Here is a 24,969-nt window from a genome sequence, read left to right as displayed (position 1 = left end):
CCTTGTTAATTACTTTTCTTAACATTTCTAATACTGACTCTTGGCAGGGAATGCGATTAATGACATGGGTTAATAATGCATCATAGGAAAATCGGGTGCTTTTATCTGATAGTGCCTTAATGGATTACTGGATGGCTTCTTTAAGGTTAACCTCTGGTGTTGATGGGTTGACCATTACAACCAGAGGCAGAACCCTGTTTTATCCCAGTAAAGGGCCTTCACCTTGTCTCGATTTCGGTTGCAGAAGACGAATAGCGCCTCATCGAAGGGCGAATGGGCCATATCCTGCTCGATAATTAGTACCAACCCGTTGATGCTCTTGCGAAGACTTGAATTTTATATGTCTGTACGAAACTCGTGTCTATATCTTCATCAAGGGATTTTAGCGTCGTCAGCAACGCTAGAAGATAATCGTACGGGTTAAGATCATTGATACGTGCATTTATTTTCACCAGGCTCTGTAAACAGCTCACTTCCATGGGCACCCGCTTGTGTATTGACAAACAGCTAGTTCTTGCGCCCTTCACAAACGGCTTTATCGCCCGCTCCGCGCGGTGGAGATTTAACAACGCTTACGAATAAGTCAGATATTTCAGACTGCTACTTTGAAATATCTGACTTATTCCGAGTTCTGTTTTAGCTATTTAAAAAAAAAATCTTTTTACTATTCTGTAAGAGCAAATAGGGTTAATTTTTTATCTAAAAAATGCTCTCTTTACCTTACACAATTAAAAAAGGCCAATTTTTTAATTTACCAGTACTAATTTTTATATAGATAAGCCACTTAGCTATAAATTAATAAAGTTTTCAACACCAGGAATTTTTATAAATAATAACAGGAAGCCATTAATAAGTTAATAGATAAAAAGAATGCTATTTTCAAATAATACTAAAGGATAAAAATGTCATCTAACTATGTACTAATATCACGTTTTTCATTAAAAAACGCTTATTCCGCTAATGCTTTTACATCATTAAAAGGCTCTGAAAGCGTGCGGTATTATTCTTGTGAAGAACAGAGCGTTAATGAACTACTGGAGCTTCGTTCATTTAACGACATCGAAGAAATCTCATGGGCAGAAGAAGAGATGGAGTCTATGTTTCATCGCTTCGCTGACGTTCTTTCGAAAGATATTCGCAGGGAACTTCTCAAGTTTGTAGAATCCCCGATTCACAATAAGAAATATCTGCCCGAAACCGAGTATATCCAACTTCGACATGTTGAAGTCCCGGCGCATAATTATCAACAATATCTCCAATGGCGTGATGAAACCATTTTTAATGTCGTAAGAGACAATAAAGATAAGATTGAAAGCTTCGAGGCATTCCATTCTCTTATCAGCGGAATGCCGGGGGTAATGTTTATTTCCGCTTTTAACGTCGATAAAGATACCTATAAGGAAGCTTTCACCAACGCACGTTACCAGGAAATCATTAAGCAGGCCGGAGATAATTACATTACTGGTGGTAATGAAGGTCTTTATACCCGTATTTACCGTGCATGTTTTCGCTGAGGAAAAATAAATGAACAGTAAAAAATTGGTTGTTGTAGGCGATAAATTTAATGAATTCGCAAACGGTAAAGATGTTCTGACGATTTCTCAGCTTGAATTAATGACGCAAATACCTGCCAATATTATTGATAAAGAACATGAAATCATTGTCGGCCAGGGCGTACGTAAAGACTTCGCAGCAAAAGTAATTTCAAATCAGTCAAGAAACTCTATTCATGGCAATAAACTTAAAATGTGCTCGCTGGAAAAAATGGTCAGTGACAAGAAAAATGCACATTGTCATAAAAGGCTAGAGCAAAATGTCCTTATAGGCCCGGCAGAACAGACTGAACATAACAATAATCTTTATGCAATGCCGTTGCTGATTGATGAGCGCTGTGAACTCATGGCAGATCATCAGACCGGTCAGCATATTCAGGGTATGCTTCTGGTTGAAGCAAGCCGTCAAGCTTTTATCTCCGTTACCGAAGAATTCATTTATAAGCAAGAAACCGGACGCTATTATGTCATCAACAGTATGGCGATTACCTTTGCCAGCTTTCTTTTTCCTTTACCGGCAATGGTCCATTTTGAGTTTCTTGAGAAGGATATCAATGACCGCAGGGGACGCTTCAAGGCTCAGGTTCGGGTGACTCAGCATCAGACGCTTTGTACCACCATGGACGTATTGTTCACCGTATATCTTTCCGGGCTGATCTCTGAAAAGGAAAAATCACTGGCTGACGCTGCCATGAAGGCGGCAATCCTTGAACAACAGGTGACGGCGCACGGGGTAACTCATGCCTGAATTAAGTAGCCAGAAATACCGTCTGGCTGTTGCTACCACGCAGAGGCCGCTGTATCCCCATGCGGAGGTAATGAACAGTAAGGTAGGGTGGCCAATTTTAGTTGACCACTACACATTCTGGCTGACTGGATGCATGCTGAAGGTATTCTTGATGTAAACCTGTCTGAATACAGAAAGTGCGCCAGGTTCATGAACAAAATGAAAACCGGATTATTAACGCAGTTGTACTTACTTTGGAGAGAAATAAAACATGCCATTTATTCACATTACCACCTGGCCTGTAAAAGATGAAAATGCAATCATCAAGTTGCAAGAAGATGTTACTTTTGTAGTGCACAAAAATACCGGGGCGCCGCTGGATAAAATCTCAGTTGTTATTTCTGAAGTTCAACCTTCACACTGGGCAGATGCAGGCGTACCCGGAAACCATAAAGATTTTCCAGTAAAAAGCCGAAGAAAAAGTTACGAGGAGTGAGCCTTGCAAAACTCAGCAGCATTCTTTGACGTCGATGAGACACTGATAAACATTAAAAGTATGTTTGATTTTTTTGACTTCTGGTGTCGGAAAAGAAAAGAATACGATAAGCTAGAAAGTTATATGATCCACTTTCGTGCTGAAGTCAAAAAGGGAACACCCCGGGAGAAACTTAACAGGGAATATTACCGCCAGTTTGCAGGGATTTCTTATAAGGAACTGGAAGATGCTGGTGAAAAATGGTTCAGATTTAAGCTTAATTCTGAATTGTTTATAGGCAGCGCGGTATCAGCACTCAAAAAACATCAGAATGAGAATATATACACTGTTTTCATTTCCGGATCTATGCTTCCCCTTCTTTATCCTATTGCAAAATATCTTGGCGTGAAAGATATCCTCTGCACACCGCTGATATTCACTGACACGAGAAAACTTACGGGTGAAATAGGCATGCTTCAGACTATTGGCACCGGAAAAAAGGATGCGCTTATTCATTTCTGCAATGAAAGAAAGATAAATCCTGCACATTGTTATGCTTATGGGGACGACCTCTCGGATATCCCCATGCTCGAATCAACCGGCCATCCTGTCTGTGTAGGTAAAAATTCAGCGCTTATCAGACACGCAATTAAAAATAGCTGGCCGATTATTTAAACCATTATTGAGGCAAAGAAAATGACTTCAGAAAAATCTGCGCAGGATATGACCTTAAAGTCATGGCTTGCCTTATTTATCCTGGCTTTTTCAACTTTTACCATCGTTATCACTGAACTGGCTCCCGTTGGCCTGCTGACGTCCATCGCAGAAGGGCTCAGTGTCTCTGAATCAGCGATTGGCATGACAGTTTCGCTTTATGCCTGGGTAGGTGCATTGAGTGCGCTCTTTGCATCAGTTTTCCTGGGTAATGTGGCGAAAAAGCGGCTTTTGCTCACGCTCACGGTGGTGCTTTTAATGTCTAACGTTCTTGCCGCTACGGTGAGTACATACACGGTGCTGTTTGCAGCACGCGTACTGGGTGCGCTGGCCCACGGCGCATTCTGGGCGATGATCGGTGCGACTGCAGTTGCCATCGTGCCGACCAGATACATAGGCACAGCAACCTCCATCGTTTTTGGTGGCGTATCAGCAGCCAGTGTGTTTAGCGTACCAGTATCAAATTATATCGGTATCCACTTCGGCTGGAGACAGGCGTTCTGGTTGATGGCTGCGCTCAGCGTGGTTGCATTTTTCGGTATCACCGTACTCGTTCCTCGGATAACCAGCAAAAGTGCTATCGGTCTGGAGGCGCTCAAAAGCGTGCTGAAATCATCCACACTGTGGAAAATTTACTCAGCCACGTTACTGGCGGTTACCGCGCACTTTGCCGCTTTTACATACATTGGGCCCTGGCTGCAGACACAGCATTTCCTCACAACATCGATTATCCCAGTTGTTCTTTTTTTTTACGGTATCGCAGGTCTTGCCGGCAATTTTCTGACCGCAATAGTGATCGATAAATATCTCAAGGTAACGGTTTCAGTGTCTGTCCTGCTTATCTCCACAGTGCTGGTTTTTCTAGGGTTATCCGGTGCATCGCTTTCAGCCACAGTCATCTTTGCCGCAATGGTTATTTGGGGCGTCGCAGTATCAGGAATATTCGTGGGCTTCCAGACGTGGGTCTTACGCATGGCAGACCATAAAACCTTTCCAGCTTCTTCGGTCTACGTTTCATTTTTCAATATCGCTATTGGTATCGGGGCGTCAGCCGGTGCATGGATGGTATCCGCTTTTCCAGTTCAGCGGCTGTATATCGTAGCAGGCGTCGCCATTGGGCTTTCTGTCCTGCTCGTGGCCTCTATTCCAACGTGCATGGGAGCCGCACGAACCATCTCGGAGAAATTTTATGAGTCAAACTGATGATCTCACACGTTATGGCAGGAAGATTATGGACCGCCTTGAGGCAGGCCTTGCCGATAAAGTTACCAGGCGCCTAAGTGAATTTGATCCCATCTTGCCGGCCCTTATCACCAATTACGCTTTTGGCGCTGTGGTCGGTCGTCCTGGACTGGATCTCAGAACGCGGGAAATGCTGACGGTTGCCTCACTTGTAACGCTGGGTAACGCAAGGCCTCAGCTCGAATTACACATGAGAGCAGCGCTTAACATCGGCGTCACTCCGGAAGCGCTGCTTGAAATTGTGATACAGATGGCCGTCTATGCCGGCGTTCCGGCGTGCATGAATGGTCTGACAGCCTACCGCGCCGCTATGGCGGCTACCGGCCATACGTTACCCGGACTGAAAGAGGAAAACTTATGAATGAAGTTGTGATTGTTTCTGCAAAGCGCACGGCAACCGGCGCGTTCCAGGGTTCCCTGTCGGGGTATTCAGCTACAGAGCTTGGAAGTCGCGTTATTTTGGCACTTCTTGAAGAATCCGGAGTGGGCTTTGGGGATATTTCTCAGGTCATAATGGGACAGGTTCTCACGGCTGGCTGCGGCCAGAATCCCGCCCGCCAGTCAGCGCTGAATGCCGGACTGCCTGTTGAAATTCAATGTTTGACGGTCAACAAGGTCTGTGGTTCCGGCCTCAAGTCCGTTCATCTTGGCATGCAGGCGCTGCAAATGGGTGAAGCAGAATTTATTATTGCCGGTGGTCAGGAAAGCATGTCCAGCGCGCCACATATCCTTATGTCTTCGCGCACCGGAACACGGCTAGGCGATATTGATATGAAGGACAGTCTGGTGTCTGACGGGCTTTGGGATGCCTTCAACAACTACCATATGGGCGTAACTGCAGAAAACGTTGCGGCTGAATTCAGCATCAGCCGAGAGATGCAGGATGAATATGCCCTTTTATCTCATATCAAAGCGCTGGACGCGCAGGAGCAGGGTATTTTTGAGCGTGAAATCGTTCCCGTAGAATGTCTGATCAGGAAAGGCGAGACCATGAAAGTGTACACGGATGAAGGCCCCCGTAAAACTAGCATTGAAAAACTAATGCTGCTGAAACCCGTTTTTAAAAAGGATGGAACGGTGACCGCAGGTAATGCATCATCTCTGAACGATGGCGCTGCCGCTGTCCTTCTCTGTACCCGAAACACGGCTGCGGCACGTGGGCTGCCGGTTCTAGCATCTCTGGGCGTGTTTGCTAACTCAGGAATTAAGCCAGGATTAATGGGCGCAGCCCCAGTACAGGCTATTGCAGACTGTCTTTCTCGCTCGGGCTGGAAACCTGAAGATGTTGAACACCTTGAATCTAATGAAGCGTTTGCAGCACAGGCGCTGGCTGTAATCAACCGGACGGGTATTTCACCCAAGCGCATCAATCCTTACGGCGGCGCAATCGCGCTCGGGCATGCTATCGGGGCTTCGGGATGCCGTATCCTAGTGACGCTCGTGCATGGACTGGTGCGCAATAATTATAAGCGCGGTGTTGCGGCACTGTGTGTTGGAGGGGGGGAAGGCGTAGCGCTGAGTATTTATCGATAAAGAAAAATATCAGTTAAACCATTTAATCAATACGGCCGTTTTTGGCTATAAATTTGAAAACGGTCACCCAACCATAACCTCGTAAGTGTATTAAGGTTCCTTCTTCTCAGATGTCTAACTTGTTCAATTGTGTATTAGGGTTAACAATCCGATTTTTTCTCAGCGTAGTTACCCAAACCCAACCATGAGATCGAATTAATTTCAGATTATCCAGGCTAGAATACCAAGCATCCATCACTACCGCTTCAGGTATGATTCCTCTTTTTTTAGCAAGTGCGAGCATTTCGGAAAAGTGCGTATTTTTTGTTTTTCCATCGGAATCTTTATCATAAATACGATAATCAATAGGAATTGATTCAACAGTTGTTAGATTATGCCAAAGTAAATTAACTAAACCTATGCTAGCAATAACATCATGTTCGTTACCTGAATACTGATAATGAACCATCTCTATTTGGCTATCAACGATATTGATCACACAAAAACCAAAGCCCGCTCCCCTCAAACCAATGGGATCTGTGAACGCTTTCATAAAACCGTATTACAAGAGTTCTATCAGGTGGCTTTTCGTAAGAAAATCTATGGGACTTTAGATGAATTACAACATGATTTAGATAAATGGTTAGAGCAATATAATAATCACCGCACTCATCAAGGAAAAATGTGTTGTGGGCGTACCCCTTTGGCAACTTTACAGGATGGAAAACAACTTTGGAGAAAGAAAGATTTAAACTGACAGATACTGTATAAATAACCGGTAACTGTCAGATCAAGTTTGAGCTACTAAATCTTAATTGATAACATGAGCTTTTGCGACAGCCTCTGAAGGATGGGGATTTAACGACGCTTACTTTTTTTTAAAAAAAAAGTGGGCTTGACACCAGGAGTATATATATCTAGCAGCGGAACTAGTCGGTATCATTTGACTGAATTGGATAATAAATTTTTTTCTGGTTGATGGAGTCATTTTTCAAAAAATGAAACTTTTGATAGTGATTAAGGTGAGATATTGGTAAATAAAATACTTTTTAGCCTCTAATTAATTAGAATACAGCTATCTTTGTTTGAGAAACGAAGAATAAAAAGACCTTAGTAACTTTCTCGTTAGTCCCACAAGGCATACAAAAATCGGGTAAAATGTTGAACTTTGAATAGGCTCAAGTTGGGCGCTATTCTTACGTACATATAATAAATATTTTTGGATTTCTTAATTATATAAAACCTATATTTTAATAAATGAATTGATTAATTTGATAAGATAAATTAAATAAATAGGTGGAATTACGACACAAACTCCACCAATGTTTAAAATGATTTTTTATTTATATATATAATTTATTACCGGTTATTATTGTTGTTATTCATAATAGTTCTCCTGATGGATTATATTGTTAACCTGAGTTAGGGATAAGCATTATCAATTATGCTTGAAGATATGTTCAAACCAAAGAACCCACCTGTTGAGTTTTTTCCCCGTTCAGCTATCCCATCGAAGACTTTATGCCTGCGGATCCTTAAGTTATCACACACCGCTATCGGAGTAGAATCGGCAACCGATAAACCCCTGCACTTTTCCTTAATTGACTCAAACAGGGCCGTTAACGCTAAGGCACTGCGCGGAAGTAACTCTATACAGCGTGAATATGATGGCAAGCTAGGGAACTCCTTCCTGAGATATAAACGAACATAATACAGATAAAATACCTTGAATTGTCTGAATCGGAGTTGATGAAACAGAACAACCAGTGTCATTATTTCAGCCAATGAAAGCTGAGTAAACCGTCTACGACGCTTACTACCGTTAGTCAGCAAAATTTCATGCATTTTTGGCTCAAAGTCTTTACAAAAATCATCTATCAAGCAATAAAGTTCAGTAAGATTTTCCATAATTGTTTAACAATGCTCTATTCTTTAACCCGATTGTTAAAGTATTTTAACAAAATAGGTGCATTCAACTATTTGAATATCAAGACTTTCACTTTATTTCTTATCCCGAACTCAGGTTAATGTACTGGTATTTGCCCACCGCGTTATTGCGGGGCGTGTTGATGCATCGCGCGATATTTGAAGTCAAAACGTGCGATAAATGGCAGGCTACTTTTGTTTCCATCAGTGCAACGAAATTACATTGTTATTTTTCGTCGCGGTCGCTTTGACCCGTTCGGGTATTTTGATGCGCTTTGCGATATTTGAAGAACATTTGTGTAATGAATGAAGTCTGGATTCTATTTCACTAAGTGAAATAGAATTATACTTAGTCCATTATTTGCTATAGGATTGCCCCTACTCCTTAGTAATGAGCACAATCTGAGTAATCGATGTTAAATATCCGCACCACACCTTTACTGGTTGCCACTTTTTACAGTTTAAACTTCATCTTAAAGCATTAATCACGTTTTGATAAAAATAGAGGTCAACTTCAATGAAGCATGAGTCATTAAAAAACAAACAGAGGATCTATCTGGATTTATAGGCACCGATTTTCTATATGCGTACGACAATGGATGGAAATATGAATGGTATGCTCGTAATCATACTACATGTGATTACCGAATCTATTATGGTCTTGTTGGAGGGCGTTGGGTCACACACCAAAAGATGCATGCGATTAAATTTGCATCACATGTTTATAAAGTCGACTGGCATGAACCTACTGGTACATCCGTAAGCCTTTTGTTTGATTTAAAGCGGGAATTAGTACACGGAACAATATTTTTCCCTCAATGGATTGCTGGTGAAGGGCAACATCCTGAAAAAACTATCTGTTATCAAAATGAATTTATTGATGACATGCTCCGATTCCGTGACGAAGGTCCTGCTTATCCTTACGTAATTATTTCTGAATTTGCAAAAATTGTTTCCATGAAAAATGAAGGGCTGGATAATGATGAAGTTATCAATAAAGCGCCAGGGCAACTTCCTCCTTGTTTTTGTGACGAAATTAAAAATGCTCGATAATATAATAATTTAGATGTTAGTTTGTTGTTGAATAAATATATCTTTCTCTTGCGTATTCCGGTGAAAGTGGACAGCGATTCCGGCTACTTGATGAATCATGCTAATAATTAACAAGGTGTTGTTGTGATAGGATTGTTAAGTTTGACTCCCATTTTTTATGGCAACGTTTCTCTTGCAGGGCTGAAGCGGAGCGAGCACCGAACAACCCTGCCGCAGAATCGGAATATCCTCTGTCAAATTCGACTTGTTCACACCCCAGAATATACGTTCACTTTGAGCCGGAATACGCATATCTATCTGTATTTCAAAATAAGTGTTTATTTGAATACATTTATTGACAATATTGATACACGTGACAGTGTATCGAGCTTCCAGACTATCAGCCAATTTCAGAGACTTTAAATCCTGTTTTGATCGGAGGCTGATAGTCCTTTCTTCATTCATTTTATCCTCAAAAATCTGGTCACAATTTGTACAAATGAGTGATTTTCGCTGTAAATCGGTGTTTTGGTCATTTTTTGACACCCTCATGTAGGGGTCCCTACAGAAAACGGAAAAAATTGTACGCTTAGCCTATTCAGATGAAGTAATTAACGAAAAAAAATATAGACACATAAGTTAATTATCAAAACTCGTTGAAATGGTAGGCAATTGAGAATAATGTTTCAAGAATGGTTTGTAAGAACCGTAATTCATTGATCTGCCATTGTAATCAAATATTTTTGCTGTTGTTATTACAAACCCTCGTTTTCAATAATAGTTGATGGGCCGCATTTCCTATTCATCAATAAGTAACCTGATAATTTTATCCAACTTTACATCTTCAACGGCATTGTTACATATCGTATTCAACAAAAGCGTAAGATTGCAAATTGATTATATTATTTGAAAATTCATATCACTACGTCCATTTTCGATGTCTTAACGTACAATTTTTTCCGTTTTCTGTGGGGACCCCATGTAGCCTATCTTTGCCATTTTAGCCCCTTATCATCCCGCTGAAAGCCCTATACTAGCTGATTTTGATTAAAATTTAATCAATTCTTAATTTGTATAAAACCTTGGTTTAACAGAAACGGTAGATTGTGCAAAAAATGCACTAGATAAACGCACGGGTGGAACCATCAATGGCAACCTCCATGTGACCCAATCGGTGCATATTGGCGATGACGACTCAGGGCTACGTGCTAACGGTGACGGCAACGTGGCATTTTATGCCAATAATGCAAAAGTAGCTTCTTGGAATAATGACCGATTGCATTGGTTAAAGAATGTAGAAATTGATGGAACCATCAATACCCATAGCAATTTGCATATCTCATGGGGCGGCAGGACCGCGGTTTATCAAGAAAATGGTGATGTAATTGGCCCTATTTGGGGCGGAGCGTTAAGCAGCTGGCTTAATATGCAGATTAACAATCGAGGAGCAAAAAATACAGCTCACCTCGCTACGAATGGATGGTGGAAATGTGGTGACACCGGCCTTATCAGACAATGGGGCATCACACCACCACTCAATGCCGGACAGATTTATACGGTGTCTTTGCCTTGTCCCGTACCTCATGCCATCTTATCTGCGACAGCGACAGTGAAATACAAAGGTATTGCCGCAGAGGGCAATTTAGGCACCTATGTTGAAATAGACGGTAAGTCATTAATTATCAGTGCTGATTACACCAGAACAGGGATTAAAGCACCGAGAACATGGGAGCTGGTTTGTTACTAGTTCCACATTATCAGGCGGCCCTGACAATGTAGTTAAACGCGACATTTCGCGGGCGAGTTTCTTCTGCTGTTCGTGTTACACGCGATGAATCAAAATGTCCCTGATATCCTCTCCAAAAGTCATTTCTTGAGGTAGCATCGTAGCTCACAGAATCCTTGTTATCACAATAAAATGCACCTTTTGGCGGAAAATTTGATGAAACTGCCTGCCCATCCATTGCCCATTGCGCCCAGATTTTCTGCATAGCATCACCTTGGGCACTTAATATCTGACGCCCGTTATCCACCCGACGACCTGCATCCCAACCACGAATAAATTCACCACGCAAATCAGGGAGTTTGCCTGATGGATAAGCGAGTGCTAATAGTGGGTATTTTTTCTTATCGAAGCTATCACCGTTACATATACGCCAACCTGCCGGGGGTATTTCAGTAGGCCAGGGCAGAGTGTAGTGGTCTAATAAAACTGTAGAGATTTATAGCTTATAATTAAGCAAAATCTTATAGGTATAAACATGCCACGAAAAGTAAAAGTGACCTTTAGCGCAAAGCAAAAACTGGAATATGCAAAACTCATGGTTGAAGGTGGATATAGCAATATCCAAGTTGAAAAAATATCCGGTGCGGGTAAATCTGCCGTATCGCGCTGGAAGCAACAATATCTTGCCGAGTTGAATGGGAATACGCCTGTAAAATCAAAAGCGTTAACGCCCGAGCAACAGCGCATACAAGCGCAAAGCAAAAACTGGAATATGCAAAACTCATGGTTGAAGGTGGATATAGCAATATCCAAGTTGAAAAAATATCCGGTGCGGGTAAATCTGCCGTATCGCGCTGGAAGCAACAATATCTTGCCGAGTTGAATGGGAATACGCCTGTAAAATCAAAAGCGTTAACGCCCGAGCAACAGCGCATACAAGCGTTAACGCCCGAGCAACAGCGCATACAAGCTACCGTGTAAAGTCAAGAAAAAACTCGCTTTAATTTCAGGAATACAGCCTCCTAAGCACTGTCAGCAAGCTGCCAGTACTAAGTCCCCGATACATCGCGGCTAGGCCGCGCTAACGGGGTTAAAAGGGCTTATATCAACACCATCATAGCTATAAGCACACATGGCTATTCAGGGCGGATGGGGTATACGGCTCTCTGACAGTCCTTCACCGGCTTACGCCGGGTGTCGTCGGTTTAACTATAGAGCCATATAAAACAACATCATGCCGCCTTACATGCGCTACGCCCATCGGAAGACTGATATTCAGCATCAAACGCTTTCTGCGTATGCAAAACGCCATAACACCAGTGAACAAGTTTCCTCATCAAAGCACCAATGGCGCACATTTTAGCCTTGCCACGCTGGCACAACCTCTCATACATCAGCTTCATCACAGGGTTAAATTTCAGACCGCACAGTGACGCCAGATAAAGCTTTGCCCTGATTTCAGGGGGTCCTATTTTAGACAGTCTCGGCTTACCTCTGACTGAGGAACCGGAGATCTTTTCAATAGGCACCACGCCCAGAAAAGCAGCTGCCTGCTTTGCAGTGTCGAAATGATGACTGCGCAATATAACCAGCATATTCAGACCTAACTGAATACCGACGGATTTTATCGACGTCAGCAAGTCAAAATCCTTTTTTAATTCAGGATGCTGGTCAAGGTGAGCTAGGATAAGAGCATCCAGATGCTCAATCTCCGTGCTTAAGTTACGAAGTGCATTCTCGATGGATTCAGTCACAGCAGGAGGGGTGTCCGTTGCCCGACATTTTTCCAACCTGTTTTTTTCACGGGTTCTGTCGGTGATAATCGCATCTCGTCGGCGAAGAAGTGCACTGAGATAACGGACATTTTCAGGCGGGGGAACCCATCGTTCAGGCACTTTAAGTGCACCGTAACAGGCGAGCATATAAGCATCAACACTGTCATTTTTTGACAAAATGTCCATGCCTCGTGCGAACTCTCTTGCTCGATGGGGATTGGCAAGCGATATCCTTACTCCGGACTTGTGAAGGCCATAAGCCAGTAATTCGTGATAAACCCCGGTGGCTTCCATGATGATATGGATATCAGTCGGCTCAACGTGTTGCTTGCGAAGCCAAGTTATTACAGCGCTGGCGGCGTTGAAATCGTTTTTAAGCTTACGTGTTTTTACTCTGCCTTTTACACCTTCTCGCAATAGGCACAGATCAAGAGTTTTCTTACTGACATCAATACCTAACTGAAACATAAATGCTTTCTCCTTTCACTGAACCATCACGCCTATTAGCCTTGTACATGCAGAGTCATTGCTCTTGGCAACCGTTCAATGTTAATGCTGGCGTGAAAGGTGAAGTGGAGGGCTATAGCTTCCATAGAAGGTCATAACCTTAAGGCGAAAATCTGGCTCACTCCACTTCATGTGATAGTAGCTAACCACCACATGCTGTAATGGTCAACAAATTCTGTAGAAGATCTAAGCGGCATTCTTTAGTTCATGATATTTTTGCTGTGGCGTTAAATAACCAATCGTTGAATGGCGTCGATAATAATTATAAAACTGAATGTAATTTTCAACTTCATAGACAACAGATTGATGATTCATAAACGATAAATGGTTAAGCTTTTCTGTCTTTAAACTCCTAAAAAATCTTTCCATCACGGCATTATCGAGGCAATTACCTCGCCGACTCATGCTTTGAGTTATTTTCCGTTCAAAGAGGTGCGCCCTAAACTCCTCCGATGAATATTGGCAACCTTGATCTGAATGGAACATCAAACTTGTCGTATCCGGTAATTGCCGTTCAATGGCGTTATCTAAGGCTTCTTTCACTAATTTCGTATCCGGTTTTGTTGATAAGGCATAACCAATAACTTCTTTGGTGGCTAAATCTAACACGCAAGCTAAATAGCTCCACCCATAGTGATATCTAATATACGTGATATCACCGACATAATAGTGATTATGCTGTTGAGGGGAAAATTGTCGTTTAAGCAAATTAGGGGCATATCGATGTTCGTTACCCGATGAGGGATAGTAATGCTTTTTCGTTGGTCTAATTGCAACTAATTGATTTAATTTCATGATGTTTGATATTTTATAAGTGCCAATCTGGCACCTAAACCCTTTAACTCAGCTTGGATACGTCTTTTGCCATAAGTTTGGCCCGATGTATAAAAAATACGTTTGATTTCGCCACACAGCCTTTCATTTTCAACTGTCGGTATTTTCGTTTCATAATAAAAACTACTACTGCTTACTTCAAAAGATGGCATAACTCAGTGACCGTAAAATTGGGGTACATAATTTTCATTTGCTTCACGATTTTGAGTTTTGATTGTCGAGGATGAAGTAAGCCGCGGCTTTTTTTAATATGTCATTATCCCTCTGAGCACGCTTAAGTTTTGCTTCTAATTCTTGTATGCGCTGTTGCTCGGGCGTTAACGCTTTTGATTTTACAGGCGTATTCCCATTCAACTCGGCAAGATATTGTTGCTTCCAGCGCGATACGGCAGATTTACCCGCACCGGATATTTTTTCAACTTGGATATTGCTATATCCACCTTCAACCATGAGTTTTGCATATTCCAGTTTTTGCTTTGCGCTAAAGGTCACTTTTACTTTTCGTGGCATGTTTATACCTATAAGATTTTGCTTAATTATAAGCTATAAATCTCTACAGTTTTATTAGACCACTACAAACCCCATATTACCCAAGCAACAAGTTATTTTTGATTTCATCTAAAACTTTTTTTTCTTCTGGAATATCTTCTTTTTTTGTAGGGTTATCTGACTTTGAGATCAAAGCCAAAACGTTATGCAATTGTTCAAGATTAAAATTTTCATCTAATAGACAGGAGATCATATTGGGCAATCGATGATCAGCTAAATGCAAAGCCAAGCCTGATAAGAAACATTTCCTCAGAAAATCGCCTTTTTTGATTAACGGTTGATCAAGCATTTCATCGGCGAATTGGTCTTCTCTGAAGGAATCTGGATGAATATGTACAATGATTTTCTTTCTTTTATCACGCATTTAATCGTCCCCTAAAATCATATTAGCAATCGATTTGACTAAGGCAAATTGCGAATCAGGAACTTGATATATCTTGTTCTTTAAATGTTCAAAATCTTTAACAATTTTATCTTTAATTAAAGATGAACCCCCGCCGATGAGATAAATTCGCTGAAATTCATTAAACGTTTTTAGCTTACCGGATACCAATACCGATAAATTATTTATAGCATCTTCAGTTTCTGATTTTATCATGTCTAATTTTTGCTGCTCTCGATTGACCAACGAACTTAAAAACGCATATTTTTTATAAAAAATATCTAACATTAAATTATTAGCAGAAGCGTAACTTAAGCCGATATTCGTCTCGGATTTAACTATTTTTTGTATTCTTTTAATAACGGAAGAAACACCTAATGACGGCTCGGCAATAACATGCGTTAATTGTCTGAATTTTCCTAAAACAACACCACAATCTAACGTTGTTCCGCCTAAATCTACAATAAGAGATGATTCATAATCATTAACGTCGTCATGTTTAAACCTTTCGTGCAAAGCGGTTAAAGATTCAGGACTAACATGAACTTTTTTTATTTTGAAGGTATCTTTGTAACCTTCTCCATCATGATATTTTATTTCTCTTAATAAATTAACCTTCTTCCTTTCTATATTTTTTGCGTTCTTTTGACGCTGTTCATTGAAGAATTCGCATAAAGGTAATGTCACATATAATTCTATTTCGCAGGGCGTTAAATCGGTATTCAGTAAAGCATGATGAACCGAGAGCAAATTTTCATCGCTATATTGATAATTAACCGTTGTGGTTTCGCTAGCGTTATTAATCCCATCGTTAAAAGAATAACGTTTGCCCTCTATTTCATAGTTATAAATGTTTTGTCCAAAAGCAAAATTCCAGTTTCCCGCTAAAAATGAGGTTTCTGTTATTTTTGTCACTAGCTTTTTTTGCTCATCAGCGTAAGCCAGCTTCACGAAAGTAGAGCCATCATCACAAAATATCTTTTTCATAAAACAATCCTTATTGGTATTAATTTAATTACCAATAGTAAACCAAAAATAAAAATAAAAACACAAAATAAACCCAATTTGGTTAAATAAATAAAACCAGATAATGAAAAAATAAAATAATAAAACCAATATGGTTTTATTTTGGTGTTACTTTTTAATAAGAAATTTATTTAATTTCGCCAACTCTTTGGAGGATTTTAAATGCAGTGGCTTTTTGTTTTGGTGAAATGTTATTCCACTGCCGATATGAAGTGATGACGTTATTTAAAAAACGGACTTCCCAACTTGTTAATGTCCGATATTTTTTCCACAGAGCCGCATTCTCTGCATGAGCAATTAATTCAGATTCCTTCATTTATCTTTATTTCGCCTTGCCAAACGTTGCAAATTATCCTCAACATCCGCTTGGGTGACAACGCCTGCTATCTGGCCGTCTTTGTCATAACGAAACGCGCCTAACTGGATAAGGGCGCGATAATCAGCGTGATGTCCAATACTCCCTAAACAGGCGCTTAAACGCCTTCTGGCTAGTGGTAAGCCTTTTCCCTTCACTTCTTGCCACATATCTTGCTGGATACCCACTTTCATCGGACACAACTTGCTATCAGGAAAAAGATTAGGCCAAAACGTAGTTATCTGTGAGATGGCTTCCTCTAACAGCAATCGCTTTTTAGTTACCGTCTTGAAAGTCAACCTTAAAAACTAAAAATAACCCATGAATTTAATTCTATAATTTTAGGTTAATTCCGCTTCCTCGCCCGTTCGCTTGCTCTCGGACTCCGGTGAGCGGATAGAGTTAGCTTAGAGGAGGTTTTGTCGCTTAAAGCCAAAACTGGGTTTGCGTTATCATCCGTAAATTGATTTTAAGCCACCTAGGAAGCCCGTAGCACCATTTTCTCTATCTAAGACATCCAAAGTGCCACCTAAAATCTAAGATGGCTCAAACTCGATTTTATGAATTCAAAGTTGGGCTTGAGTAGTTTTGGTCATAAGCTAGACCCGTTTTCAATACTCCATAGCACAGGTGAACTAATTTCCTCATTGCTGCACCTAGAGCTGACATTTTTGACTTACCTCTTGTTAATAGACGATCATACAATGACTTAATATGTCGGTTATGGCGTATTGCTGTTAGAGCTGATAAATATAATTTAGCGCGAATTTCAGATGGTCCTATTTTAGATAGATGGGCACGCCCGTTAACAGAGGTACCTGATCGGCGTTCTACAGGCACTAATCCTAAATAAGCAGCCGCCTGCTCAGCACTATTAAAATCATGACCGCGTAATACCATCAGCATATGACTTCCTACTTGAGTCCCAATTGATTTGATTGATGTCAGTAACTCCATGTCTTTTTTCAACTCAGGATGGTTATTGATATGCTTGGAAATCTCAGATTCAATAGCCAATAACTCTTTTTCTAATACTTTTATGCACTTAACAAGTGATTGCCTAACAACTTTTGGCGTAGGCGTTGTTAAGGTCTTTTCCTGACGGTTTTGTTCACGTAATAAATCAGCTAAAAGCGCTTCTCGACGTTTGATTAATGATTTCAATGCTCGAATTTCTAGTGATGGAGCTATCCATGCTGAAGGCTTTTTTAGCTCCCCATAACAAGCTAAAACGAAGGCATCCACTCTATCTGTTTTAGTTAAAATACCCATGCCTTTTGCAAACTCTCTTATACGATAAGGATTTACGATGGAAACATGAATACCCATATCATAAAGTTCGGTGCAGAGTTGTTCGTGATAAGTTCCTGTAGATTCAAGAGTAATTCTTACATCTTCGAGTAAGCATTTTTGTGTTTTCAGCCACTCTATCAATGTGTTAGCTGAATGTTGATCATTTTTAATGACTTTGTTTTTTTGTTTTCCCTCAATACCCTTAGCTAACAGGCAGATATCTAGCTTTTTTTTACTGACATCTATTCCGATTTGATACATGAGAATACTCCTTTCACATAATAAACCATCATGCCTATTCCCCTTGTACATACAGAGTCAATGCTCTCGGTAACCGTTCAATCTAAATGCTGGCATGAAAGGAGAAACAGAGGGCTTTAACTAAAAAACAAGGTTGTCCCATTGGCGGAGTCACAAGCTCACTCTGTTTCATGTGATGGTAGCTAATCATCACAAATAACAAGATACAAGGCGGTATGGGTGGTTTTGGTGTTTTAACCTTCACTTCCTGTTTAGGTTTAACGACAGGTTTCTTGGGTTGCTGTTTTGCTACTTTGGGAGGATGAGGCTTTTTTACCTGTTTTTTGGGCACAGCATTGACCCATACCTTTTTACCGTAAACGGGGTTACTTGAGGTTTGTTCTTCTGGTGAAGCCTTTCTTGGGCGATTGAGACTTAACTTTTTTCGTTCCGTCATCGTTTAATATTTAAACAGGTTACTCATTTCAGTATCAGTGAGACCCGTTGATAATTTCACGATATCTCTTTCTACGCCTTTTTCAAGAAGTTGGCGCGCTATCTTCATCGAAGCCTGTTTTTCACCTTCTTGAATGCCTTCAAGTTTGCCTTTTTGAATACCCATTTGTTCAATTTGTTGAGCAATAGTCATAAGTGCTCCTTCATGTTTCTCGGATTGTTTAGCTATCTCAGTGATAAATTCCATTGGCTTTTGAGCATTTCCTTCTTGGATGAGATAATTAAACAGGGTGATAACTTGATTATCGGTATAATAATTATACGACAGCAGTGTCACAATTTCATCAAAAAGCTCTGTCATATCCCGTCGTCGAATGTGTTTTTGGATGAGTGTCAACAAAGCCATTCGCTTATGTTGCATAATTTGACCATCATCTAAAGTTGTAACATCCGCTAATCGAAACGGTTGTGTATAGATACTCTCAGCTAATTTTCTGTCACGAAAACAGTCCAACCAATTCATGCTATAGGGATGAGGGCTTTTTTCACCTGTATAAAACAGGATGGGAAAAACGAGTGGCAACTCTTTGTGACCCGCTTCTAAATGTTTATGCATTGCAGCCATACTATAACGCATCAATCTCCATGCAATAAGCTTATCAGGGGTGGATTGAGCTTCAATCAATACATAGATATATCCGCTTCCCTTTGAGGTGCTGACTGAGTAAAGAATATCACTCTGGTAGTTTTTCATCTCGCTATCGACAAATGAGCTAGATTCCACTTTTATGCTATCTAAGTTACATAGAGCCTTAATCTCGTCAGGCAACCAAATATCGAAAAAATCTTTGGCGGTCTCTTTTTCACTTAAAAACTGCTTGAATACACTGTCGTGTGGCGTTGGGGTGAATTTTTTACTCATCCGATATCTTCAATAATTGCTCGCGTAAGATTGAATTATGGCAAACAAACCCGCTATATTAAATACGCTATTTATTCATTACCTATCAGATACTGTCTTGTTCATCATAATCCAGCCATACAAAAACGCGCCCTATCTTCTCGGGTGCGTTTATTTTTTATTATTGGTATCTTTATCATGGTTAATCACAGGAAAACCGCTCAAAATCGATTACAGGCCGTTTTAGAAGTGTTTCTAAATTAATCCTGTGCCGTTTTTTCATTCTCAGCAACGTTGGCCAGAATATTTACCAACAATTTATTGATGATAAGCGTCTTCTTAGCTCGGGTCGCTGAGACATACAGCAAATTGACTTCGTCTCTCAAGGTTGCTTTGTCCATATTAGGGTCAAAAAGATTATTCGGGAAGTCATTATTGATTTCGACAATATCCCACTCCAGTCCCTTTGCTCTGTGGGCAGTGGTAACCGTAACCGTTGATTCATCTTCACTGTCTACCGTTCGTTTACGTAAAACATCCACTTTCTTTGGTAATGGTGTAAATTTTTCGATGATTTTGATAGATTGCAACATTTCCTGGTCACCACTACAGTCGGTTGCGGCCTACGAAGTGGGAAGCCTTGCCCGATAGGGTGGGGAGCAGTCACTACGAGTCATTGACTTAAATGTTATCACTAACCTATAATGTATTTGCAATGCAATTACATTATAGGTGAGCAAATGGAAAATTTAACCATTAGAATATCCAAACAAGATAAAGAATTGCTGAAAGATTTTGCGGATTTTAACGGTATTTCTGTTTCAAATCTGTTAAGACAGTCAGCGCTTGAACGTATTGAAAATGAAATTGATATCAAGCTTTATCAGCGCGCAAATAAAATCATGAAAGAAATGACTGATGATGATGTTATTAATCATGATGAGCTAATCTCTGATTTAGGTCTTGATGATGTACACAGTTAAATATCATAAAAATATTGTAAAAACTTTAAAAGGAATCAGTAAATCAGACCAATTATTTATTTTATCCTGGATAAATAAAAACCTGATTAATACCAAAAACCCAAGAATTTATGGAAAATCTTTAAATGGAGAAAAAAAAGGTTTATGGCGTTATCGGGTCGGGAATTATCGAATTGTGGTAAATATTCAAGATAAAGAATCAATTATTCTAATAATAGATATTGGTCACAGAAAAGATATTTATCGTTGAGATTGCAAAACAAATGCTCAAAAGTGGCATGGACTAAAGAATGCCGCTTAGATCTTCTACAGAATTTGTTGACCATTACAGTATAGCTAAATACTTCACTCCACCATTGAGCCTCTTTATAAGATTCTAATTTGGGAATATAAAAATAAGGGCCACTCCCTTTTTCCAATAGCTTTTTATAGTTATGAAAGAAATAAAGTGCAAAATCCAATAATGCCCCTGGAATTGCTTTTCCTCGATATAAAATATGTTTTTCAGGTAAATGTAAGCCTCGCACACGAGCCATCAAAACAGCCGGATCAGACTTTAATTGATAAACTTTGCCTTGCTTATTAATAAATGAAATAGTGCCATTAACCGCATCACGTAAATTAATTTGTCCTTCAATCAATTTTTCCCAAGCAGGTGAAAGTGAGTCTTCAAAATCAGCCATAAAGACTTTTACATTAGCATTCAAAGCATTAATAATCATTTTACGTTCTACTGGACCGGTTATTTCAACTCGACGATCAAGTAAATCTGCAGGAATACCTTGTATTTTCCAATCATCCTTCCTAATTGAAATAGTTTCTGGCATAAAATCAGGTAAAATACCTTGATCAATTTGCAACTGTCGCTCAACTCTAGCATTAAGTAAAACATCACAAGGTCCAGCAAACTGCTCAACTAAAGCTGTTAAAAAATCAATTGCAGCTGGTGTCAAAAGTTGCTTTTCTGGTGCGCCAAACGGTTGCAAAAAAGTTAATTCATTGATCACTGTCTGCTGATCCATGGAGCATCTCCTTTAATATAAGGTACACTTGCTAAAGACTATCTCAAAATCAGCAAAAATCAAAAATCCTTCCATTTTCCAAAAAAAGTTATCTTATTGAAAATAAAGAATTTATTTAAAATATAATAACGATAATTAACTTAATTGAAGACAACGAAAATATTGCATATTTGTTATATAAATATGCATTTAATGGATTAAATGTAATATTACAAGAAGAAATAAGGGGAAAAACATTCTAGCCTAGTTTTTTTCTTTTTTCTCGATTCATAGCAAATCAAAAAATTTATAAATAAAATTTTACAATAAATAAACTAAACCGTTTTACGATATAACTAGCCAAACGTCAAAAAGCCACCCAAAGGTGGCTTTCTTAACATAATCAAAGTCTGGCAGCTCCCTACTCTCACATGGGGAGACCCCACACTACCATCGGCGCTACGGCATTTCACTTCTGAGTTCGGCATGGGGTCAGGTGGGACCACCGCGCTATTACCGCCAGACAAATTCTTTTCTATTTATCCCGTCTCATTTCGCTGCCTTACAGGCTGCTCACCTACCTCAGTAGCAAACACACCTCGGCCTTCAACAAAATTCGACCAGATTCAATCTCAAAACAAGCTAAAATTCTCTCTCCAAAAACACCTTCGGTGTTGTCAGGTTAAGCCTCTCGGGTCATTAGTACTGGTTAGCTCAACGTATCGCTACGCTTACACACCCAGCCTATCTACGTCCTCGTCTCGAACACCCCTTATAGGACATTACTGTCAGGGAAGACTCATCTTGAGGCAAGTTTCCCGCTTAGATGCTTTCAGCGGTTATCTCTTCCGCACTTAGCTACCAGGCGATGCCATTGGCATGACAACCTGTACACCAGTGGTGCGTCCACTCCGGTCCTCTCGTACTAGGAGCAGCCCCCCTCAATCTTCCTTCGCCCACGACAGATAGGGACCGAACTGTCTCACGACGTTCTAAACCCAGCTCGCGTACCACTTTAAATGGCGAACAGCCATACCCTTGGGACCTACTTCAGCCCCAGGATGTGATGAGCCGACATCGAGGTGCCAAACACCGCCGTCGATATGAACTCTTGGGCGGTATCAGCCTGTTATCCCCGGAGTACCTTTTATCCGTTGAGCGATGGCCCTTCCATTCAGAACCACCGGATCACTAAGACCTACTTTCGTACCTGCTCGCGCCGTCACGCTCGCAGTCAAGCTGGCTTATGCCTTTGCACTAACCTCACGATGTCCGACCGTGATTAGCCAACCTTCGTGCTCCTCCGTTACACTTTGGGAGGAGACCGCCCCAGTCAAACTACCCACCAGACACTGTCCTCAGCCCGGATTACGGGCCCAAGTTAGAACATCAAACATTAAAGGGTGGTATTTCAACGTTGGCTCCATGCAGACTGGCGTCCACACTTCAAAGCCTCCCACCTATCCTACACATCAAGGCTCAATGTTCAGTGTCAAGCTATAGTAAAGGTTCACGGGGTCTTTCCGTCTTGCCGCGGGTACACTGCATCTTCACAGCGAGTTCAATTTCACTGAGTCTCGGGTGGAGACAGCCTGGCCATCATTACGCCATTCGTGCAGGTCGGAACTTACCCGACAAGGAATTTCGCTACCTTAGGACCGTTATAGTTACGGCCGCCGTTTACTGGGGCTTCGATCAAGAGCTTCGCCTTACGGCTTACCCCATCAATTAACCTTCCAGCACCGGGCAGGCGTCACACCGTATACGTCCACTTTCGTGTTTGCACAGTGCTGTGTTTTTAATAAACAGTTGCAGCCAGCTGGTATCTTCGACTGGCTTCAGCTCCGGATGCTAGACCCTTCACCTAATGCCAGCGTGCCTTCTCCCGAAGTTACGGCACCATTTTGCCTAGTTCCTTCACCCGAGTTCTCTCAAGCGCCTGAGTATTCTCTACCTAACCACCTGTGTCGGTTTGGGGTACGATTAATGATTACCTATCGCTTAGAGGCTTTTCCTGGAAGCTGGGCATCAACTACTTCACCACCTTGGTGGCTCGTCATCACGTCTCAGTGTTGTAGCAGTGCGGATTTGCCTGCACTACCCACCTACTCGCTTAAACCGGGACAACCGTCGCCCGGATAGCCTAGCCTTCTCCGTCCCCCCTTCGCAGTAACCCTTAGTACGGGAATATTAACCCGTTTCCCATCGACTACGCTTTTCAGCCTCGCCTTAGGGGTCGACTTACCCTGCCCCGATTAACGTTGGACAGGAAACCTTGGTCTTTCGGCGAGCGGGTTTTTCACCCGCTTTATCGTTACTTATGTCAGCATTCGCACTTCTGATACCTCCAGCAGACCTCTCAGTCCACCTTCTACGGCTTACAGAACGCTCCCCTACCCAACAACATCTAAATGTCGCTGCCGCAGCTTCGGTGCATGGTTTAGCCCCGTTACATCTTCCGCGCAGGCCGACTCGACCAGTGAGCTATTACGCTTTCTTTAAATGATGGCTGCTTCTAAGCCAACATCCTGGCTGTCTAAGCCTTCCCACTTCGTTTCCCACTTAACCATGACTTTGGGACCTTAGCTGGCGGTCTGGGTTGTTTCCCTCTTCACGACGGACGTTAGCACCCGCCGTGTGTCTCCCGTGATAACATTCTTCGGTATTCGTAGTTTGCATCGGGTTGGTAAGTCGGGATGACCCCCTAGCCGAAACAGTGCTCTACCCCCGAAGATGAATTCACGAGGCGCTACCTAAATAGCTTTCGGGGAGAACCAGCTATCTCCCGGTTTGATTGGCCTTTCACCCCCAGCCACAAGTCATCCGCTAATTTTTCAACATTAGTCGGTTCGGTCCTTCAGTTAGTGTTACCCAACCTTCAACCTGCCCATGGCTAGATCACCGGGTTTCGGGTCTATACCCTGCAACTTAACGCCCAGTTAAGACTCGGTTTCCCTACGGCTCCCCTATGCGGTTAACCTTGCTACAGAATATAAGTCGCTGACCCATTATACAAAAGGTACGCAGTCACACCCTTTCGGGTGCTCCCACTGCTTGTACGTACACGGTTTCAGGTTCTATTTCACTCCCCTCGCCGGGGTTCTTTTCGCCTTTCCCTCACGGTACTGGTTCACTATCGGTCAGTCAGGAGTATTTAGCCTTGGAGGATGGTCCCCCCATATTCAGACAGGATAACACGTGTCCCGCCCTACTCTTCGAGTTCACAACACTTACCGTTTCAGATACGGGGCTATCACCCTTTATTGCCGGCCTTTCCAGACCCTTCTCCTGCGGTAAATATTGATGTTGACTCTGGGCTGCTCCCCGTTCGCTCGCCGCTACTGGGGGAATCTCGGTTGATTTCTTTTCCTCGGGGTACTGAGATGTTTCAGTTCCCCCGGTTCGCCTCGTTTGACTATGAATTCATCAAACGATAGTGCATTAATGCACTGGGTTTCCCCATTCGGACATCGCCGGCTAGTACGCTTCATATCAGCTTACCGACGCTTTTCGCAGATTAGCACGTCCTTCATCGCCTCTGACTGCCTAGGCATCCACCGTGTACGCTTCATTCGCTTAACCTCACAACCCGAAGGTGTCTCTTATCAAATAATAGAGAAGCGTCATGGCTGCGCCGTGCGAAATTTTTTGTTGTGCGGTGCTCGTCATGCTCACGTACTTATGTACGCTGCGCTGACTGCGCGCCTACGCCGCAAATTTCACCCTGCTCGCTCATGCTACTCGTCTGCCTATTTGAATA

At 41.6% G+C, this 24,969-nt stretch carries 24 protein-coding genes, 2 rRNA genes and 5 pseudogenes; 13 read left to right on the top strand and 18 right to left on the bottom strand.

Annotated elements, in window-relative coordinates:
* Window positions 1–174: 174 nt before the first annotated feature.
* Window positions 175–282: an IS66 family insertion sequence element accessory protein TnpB gene (gene tnpB, locus WH390_RS00295; protein WP_148305610.1), complete on the bottom strand. Its 108-nt coding sequence runs from the start codon at window positions 280–282 to the stop codon at window positions 175–177.
* Window positions 283–296: 14 nt separating this feature from the next.
* Window positions 297–557 (bottom strand): annotated as a pseudogene (locus tag WH390_RS00290) (hypothetical protein); the annotation flags it as partial.
* A 345-nt stretch (window positions 558–902) separates the two neighbouring features.
* Here WH390_RS00290 and WH390_RS00285 point away from each other — a divergent pair.
* The 7 genes from WH390_RS00285 (at window position 903) to WH390_RS00255 (ending at window position 6,244) form a co-directional block, all read left to right on the top strand.
* Window positions 903–1,514 (top strand): hypothetical protein, encoded by a 612-nt coding sequence (locus WH390_RS00285; protein WP_032116577.1) that lies wholly within the window; start codon window positions 903–905, stop codon window positions 1,512–1,514.
* Between the two features lie 10 nt (window positions 1,515–1,524).
* On the top strand, window positions 1,525–2,301 hold the full coding sequence (locus WH390_RS00280; protein WP_032116578.1) for an AfsA-related hotdog domain-containing protein: 777 nt from the start codon (window positions 1,525–1,527) through the stop codon (window positions 2,299–2,301).
* 250 nt (window positions 2,302–2,551) lie between these two features.
* Entirely contained in the window at window positions 2,552–2,776 is a 225-nt protein-coding gene (locus tag WH390_RS00275) for a tautomerase family protein (RefSeq protein ID WP_032116579.1), read from the top strand.
* Between the two features lie 3 nt (window positions 2,777–2,779).
* Entirely contained in the window at window positions 2,780–3,430 is a 651-nt protein-coding gene (locus WH390_RS00270) for an HAD family phosphatase (RefSeq protein WP_032116580.1), read from the top strand.
* Between the two features lie 21 nt (window positions 3,431–3,451).
* Window positions 3,452–4,672, top strand: coding sequence for an MFS transporter (locus tag WH390_RS00265; RefSeq protein WP_032116581.1), 1,221 nt, complete (start codon window positions 3,452–3,454; stop codon window positions 4,670–4,672).
* The gene (locus WH390_RS00260) at window positions 4,659–5,072 is read left to right on the top strand and encodes a carboxymuconolactone decarboxylase family protein (protein ID WP_406850607.1); all 414 of its coding nucleotides are present in this window, start codon (window positions 4,659–4,661) and stop codon (window positions 5,070–5,072) included. Before WH390_RS00265 ends, WH390_RS00260 begins: the two co-directional genes overlap by 14 nt.
* Window positions 5,069–6,244, top strand: coding sequence for an acetyl-CoA C-acetyltransferase (locus WH390_RS00255; protein ID WP_032116583.1), 1,176 nt, complete (start codon window positions 5,069–5,071; stop codon window positions 6,242–6,244). The genes WH390_RS00260 and WH390_RS00255 overlap by 4 nt, the downstream gene beginning before the upstream one ends.
* Window positions 6,245–6,350: 106 nt before the next feature.
* Here WH390_RS00255 and WH390_RS00250 read toward each other — a convergent pair whose 3' ends face one another.
* On the bottom strand, window positions 6,351–6,692 hold the full coding sequence (locus WH390_RS00250; RefSeq protein WP_187290974.1) for a transposase: 342 nt from the start codon (window positions 6,690–6,692) through the stop codon (window positions 6,351–6,353).
* Here WH390_RS00250 and WH390_RS00245 point away from each other — a divergent pair.
* Window positions 6,693–6,980, top strand: a pseudogene (locus WH390_RS00245) (integrase core domain-containing protein); the annotation flags it as partial. It lies immediately after the preceding gene.
* Between the two features lie 686 nt (window positions 6,981–7,666).
* On the opposite strand, the pseudogene WH390_RS00240 reads toward WH390_RS00245, so the two are convergent.
* Window positions 7,667–8,131: pseudogene (locus WH390_RS00240) on the bottom strand (transposase); the annotation flags it as partial.
* A 549-nt stretch (window positions 8,132–8,680) separates the two neighbouring features.
* Here WH390_RS00240 and WH390_RS00235 point away from each other — a divergent pair.
* Both WH390_RS00235 and WH390_RS00230 read left to right on the top strand, forming a co-directional pair.
* Complete coding sequence (locus WH390_RS00235; protein WP_406850713.1) at window positions 8,681–9,202, top strand: phenolic acid decarboxylase; 522 nt, start codon at window positions 8,681–8,683, stop codon at window positions 9,200–9,202.
* Between the two features lie 1,141 nt (window positions 9,203–10,343).
* Window positions 10,344–10,928: a hypothetical protein gene (locus tag WH390_RS00230; protein WP_052044993.1), complete on the top strand. Its 585-nt coding sequence runs from the start codon at window positions 10,344–10,346 to the stop codon at window positions 10,926–10,928.
* 10 nt (window positions 10,929–10,938) lie between these two features.
* Here the strand turns inward: WH390_RS00230 and WH390_RS00225 are convergent, their stop codons facing one another.
* Window positions 10,939–11,256: a hypothetical protein gene (locus WH390_RS00225; protein WP_238565718.1), complete on the bottom strand. Its 318-nt coding sequence runs from the start codon at window positions 11,254–11,256 to the stop codon at window positions 10,939–10,941.
* A gap of 186 nt (window positions 11,257–11,442) precedes the next feature.
* Here WH390_RS00225 and WH390_RS00220 point away from each other — a divergent pair.
* Window positions 11,443–11,700 (top strand): annotated as a pseudogene (locus WH390_RS00220) (transposase); the annotation flags it as partial.
* Between the two features lie 439 nt (window positions 11,701–12,139).
* Here the strand turns inward: WH390_RS00220 and WH390_RS00215 are convergent.
* The 10 genes and pseudogenes from WH390_RS00215 to WH390_RS00170 all read right to left on the bottom strand — a co-directional run bounded on the left by WH390_RS00215 (window position 12,140) and on the right by WH390_RS00170 (window position 19,818).
* On the bottom strand, window positions 12,140–13,150 hold the full coding sequence (locus WH390_RS00215) for an IS110 family transposase (protein ID WP_032115308.1): 1,011 nt from the start codon (window positions 13,148–13,150) through the stop codon (window positions 12,140–12,142).
* 225 nt (window positions 13,151–13,375) lie between these two features.
* Window positions 13,376–14,533 (bottom strand): annotated as a pseudogene (locus tag WH390_RS00210) (IS3 family transposase).
* 76 nt (window positions 14,534–14,609) lie between these two features.
* A complete protein-coding gene (locus WH390_RS00205) occupies window positions 14,610–14,936 on the bottom strand; it encodes a plasmid partitioning/stability family protein (protein WP_032116590.1) in 327 nt (108 codons plus the stop codon).
* Window positions 14,937–15,941: a plasmid segregation protein ParM domain-containing protein gene (parM, locus tag WH390_RS00200; protein WP_032116591.1), complete on the bottom strand. Its 1,005-nt coding sequence runs from the start codon at window positions 15,939–15,941 to the stop codon at window positions 14,937–14,939. It lies immediately after the preceding gene.
* Between the two features lie 166 nt (window positions 15,942–16,107).
* Entirely contained in the window at window positions 16,108–16,296 is a 189-nt protein-coding gene (locus tag WH390_RS00195; RefSeq protein ID WP_032116592.1) for a hypothetical protein, read from the bottom strand.
* Complete coding sequence (locus WH390_RS00190; RefSeq protein WP_072012880.1) at window positions 16,293–16,604, bottom strand: ProQ/FINO family protein; 312 nt, start codon at window positions 16,602–16,604, stop codon at window positions 16,293–16,295. Before WH390_RS00190 ends, WH390_RS00195 begins: the two co-directional genes overlap by 4 nt.
* A gap of 289 nt (window positions 16,605–16,893) precedes the next feature.
* Window positions 16,894–17,889 (bottom strand): IS110 family transposase, encoded by a 996-nt coding sequence (locus WH390_RS00185; RefSeq protein ID WP_032114711.1) that lies wholly within the window; start codon window positions 17,887–17,889, stop codon window positions 16,894–16,896.
* Window positions 17,890–17,971: 82 nt separating this feature from the next.
* Window positions 17,972–18,325: a hypothetical protein gene (locus tag WH390_RS00180; protein ID WP_032116594.1), complete on the bottom strand. Its 354-nt coding sequence runs from the start codon at window positions 18,323–18,325 to the stop codon at window positions 17,972–17,974.
* A 3-nt stretch (window positions 18,326–18,328) separates the two neighbouring features.
* Window positions 18,329–19,246 carry an Rpn family recombination-promoting nuclease/putative transposase gene (locus tag WH390_RS00175; protein WP_032116595.1) on the bottom strand — a complete coding sequence of 306 codons (918 nt, stop codon included), beginning with the start codon at window positions 19,244–19,246 and terminating at the stop codon, window positions 18,329–18,331.
* A gap of 239 nt (window positions 19,247–19,485) precedes the next feature.
* The gene (locus WH390_RS00170) at window positions 19,486–19,818 is read right to left on the bottom strand and encodes a 3'-5' exonuclease (RefSeq protein WP_032116597.1); all 333 of its coding nucleotides are present in this window, start codon (window positions 19,816–19,818) and stop codon (window positions 19,486–19,488) included.
* A gap of 147 nt (window positions 19,819–19,965) precedes the next feature.
* Here WH390_RS00170 and relB point away from each other — a divergent pair, with 147 nt between their 5' ends.
* Both relB and WH390_RS00160 read left to right on the top strand, forming a co-directional pair.
* The gene (gene relB / locus WH390_RS00165) at window positions 19,966–20,208 is read left to right on the top strand and encodes a type II toxin-antitoxin system RelB family antitoxin (protein ID WP_026824132.1); all 243 of its coding nucleotides are present in this window, start codon (window positions 19,966–19,968) and stop codon (window positions 20,206–20,208) included.
* The gene (locus tag WH390_RS00160; RefSeq protein WP_202962599.1) at window positions 20,195–20,458 is read left to right on the top strand and encodes a type II toxin-antitoxin system RelE/ParE family toxin; all 264 of its coding nucleotides are present in this window, start codon (window positions 20,195–20,197) and stop codon (window positions 20,456–20,458) included. Before relB ends, WH390_RS00160 begins: the two co-directional genes overlap by 14 nt.
* Here the strand turns inward: WH390_RS00160 and WH390_RS00155 are convergent.
* The 3 genes from WH390_RS00155 to WH390_RS00145 form a co-directional block, all read right to left on the bottom strand.
* Window positions 20,412–21,230 carry a hypothetical protein gene (locus tag WH390_RS00155; RefSeq protein ID WP_052044996.1) on the bottom strand — a complete coding sequence of 273 codons (819 nt, stop codon included), beginning with the start codon at window positions 21,228–21,230 and terminating at the stop codon, window positions 20,412–20,414. The two genes, WH390_RS00160 and WH390_RS00155, sit on opposite strands and share 47 nt — an antisense overlap.
* 387 nt (window positions 21,231–21,617) lie before the next feature.
* Window positions 21,618–21,733: ribosomal RNA gene (rrf, locus tag WH390_RS00150) — 5S ribosomal RNA — on the bottom strand.
* 154 nt (window positions 21,734–21,887) lie between these two features.
* A 23S ribosomal RNA gene (locus tag WH390_RS00145) occupies window positions 21,888–24,791 on the bottom strand.
* Window positions 24,792–24,969: the final 178 nt, after the last annotated feature.

Source organism: Candidatus Arsenophonus nilaparvatae (assembly GCF_045346035.1).
In the GTDB taxonomy this organism is placed as follows: Bacteria; Pseudomonadota; Gammaproteobacteria; order Enterobacterales; family Enterobacteriaceae; genus Arsenophonus; species Arsenophonus nilaparvatae.
This window is presented reverse-complemented; position numbering and strand designations above follow the sequence as displayed.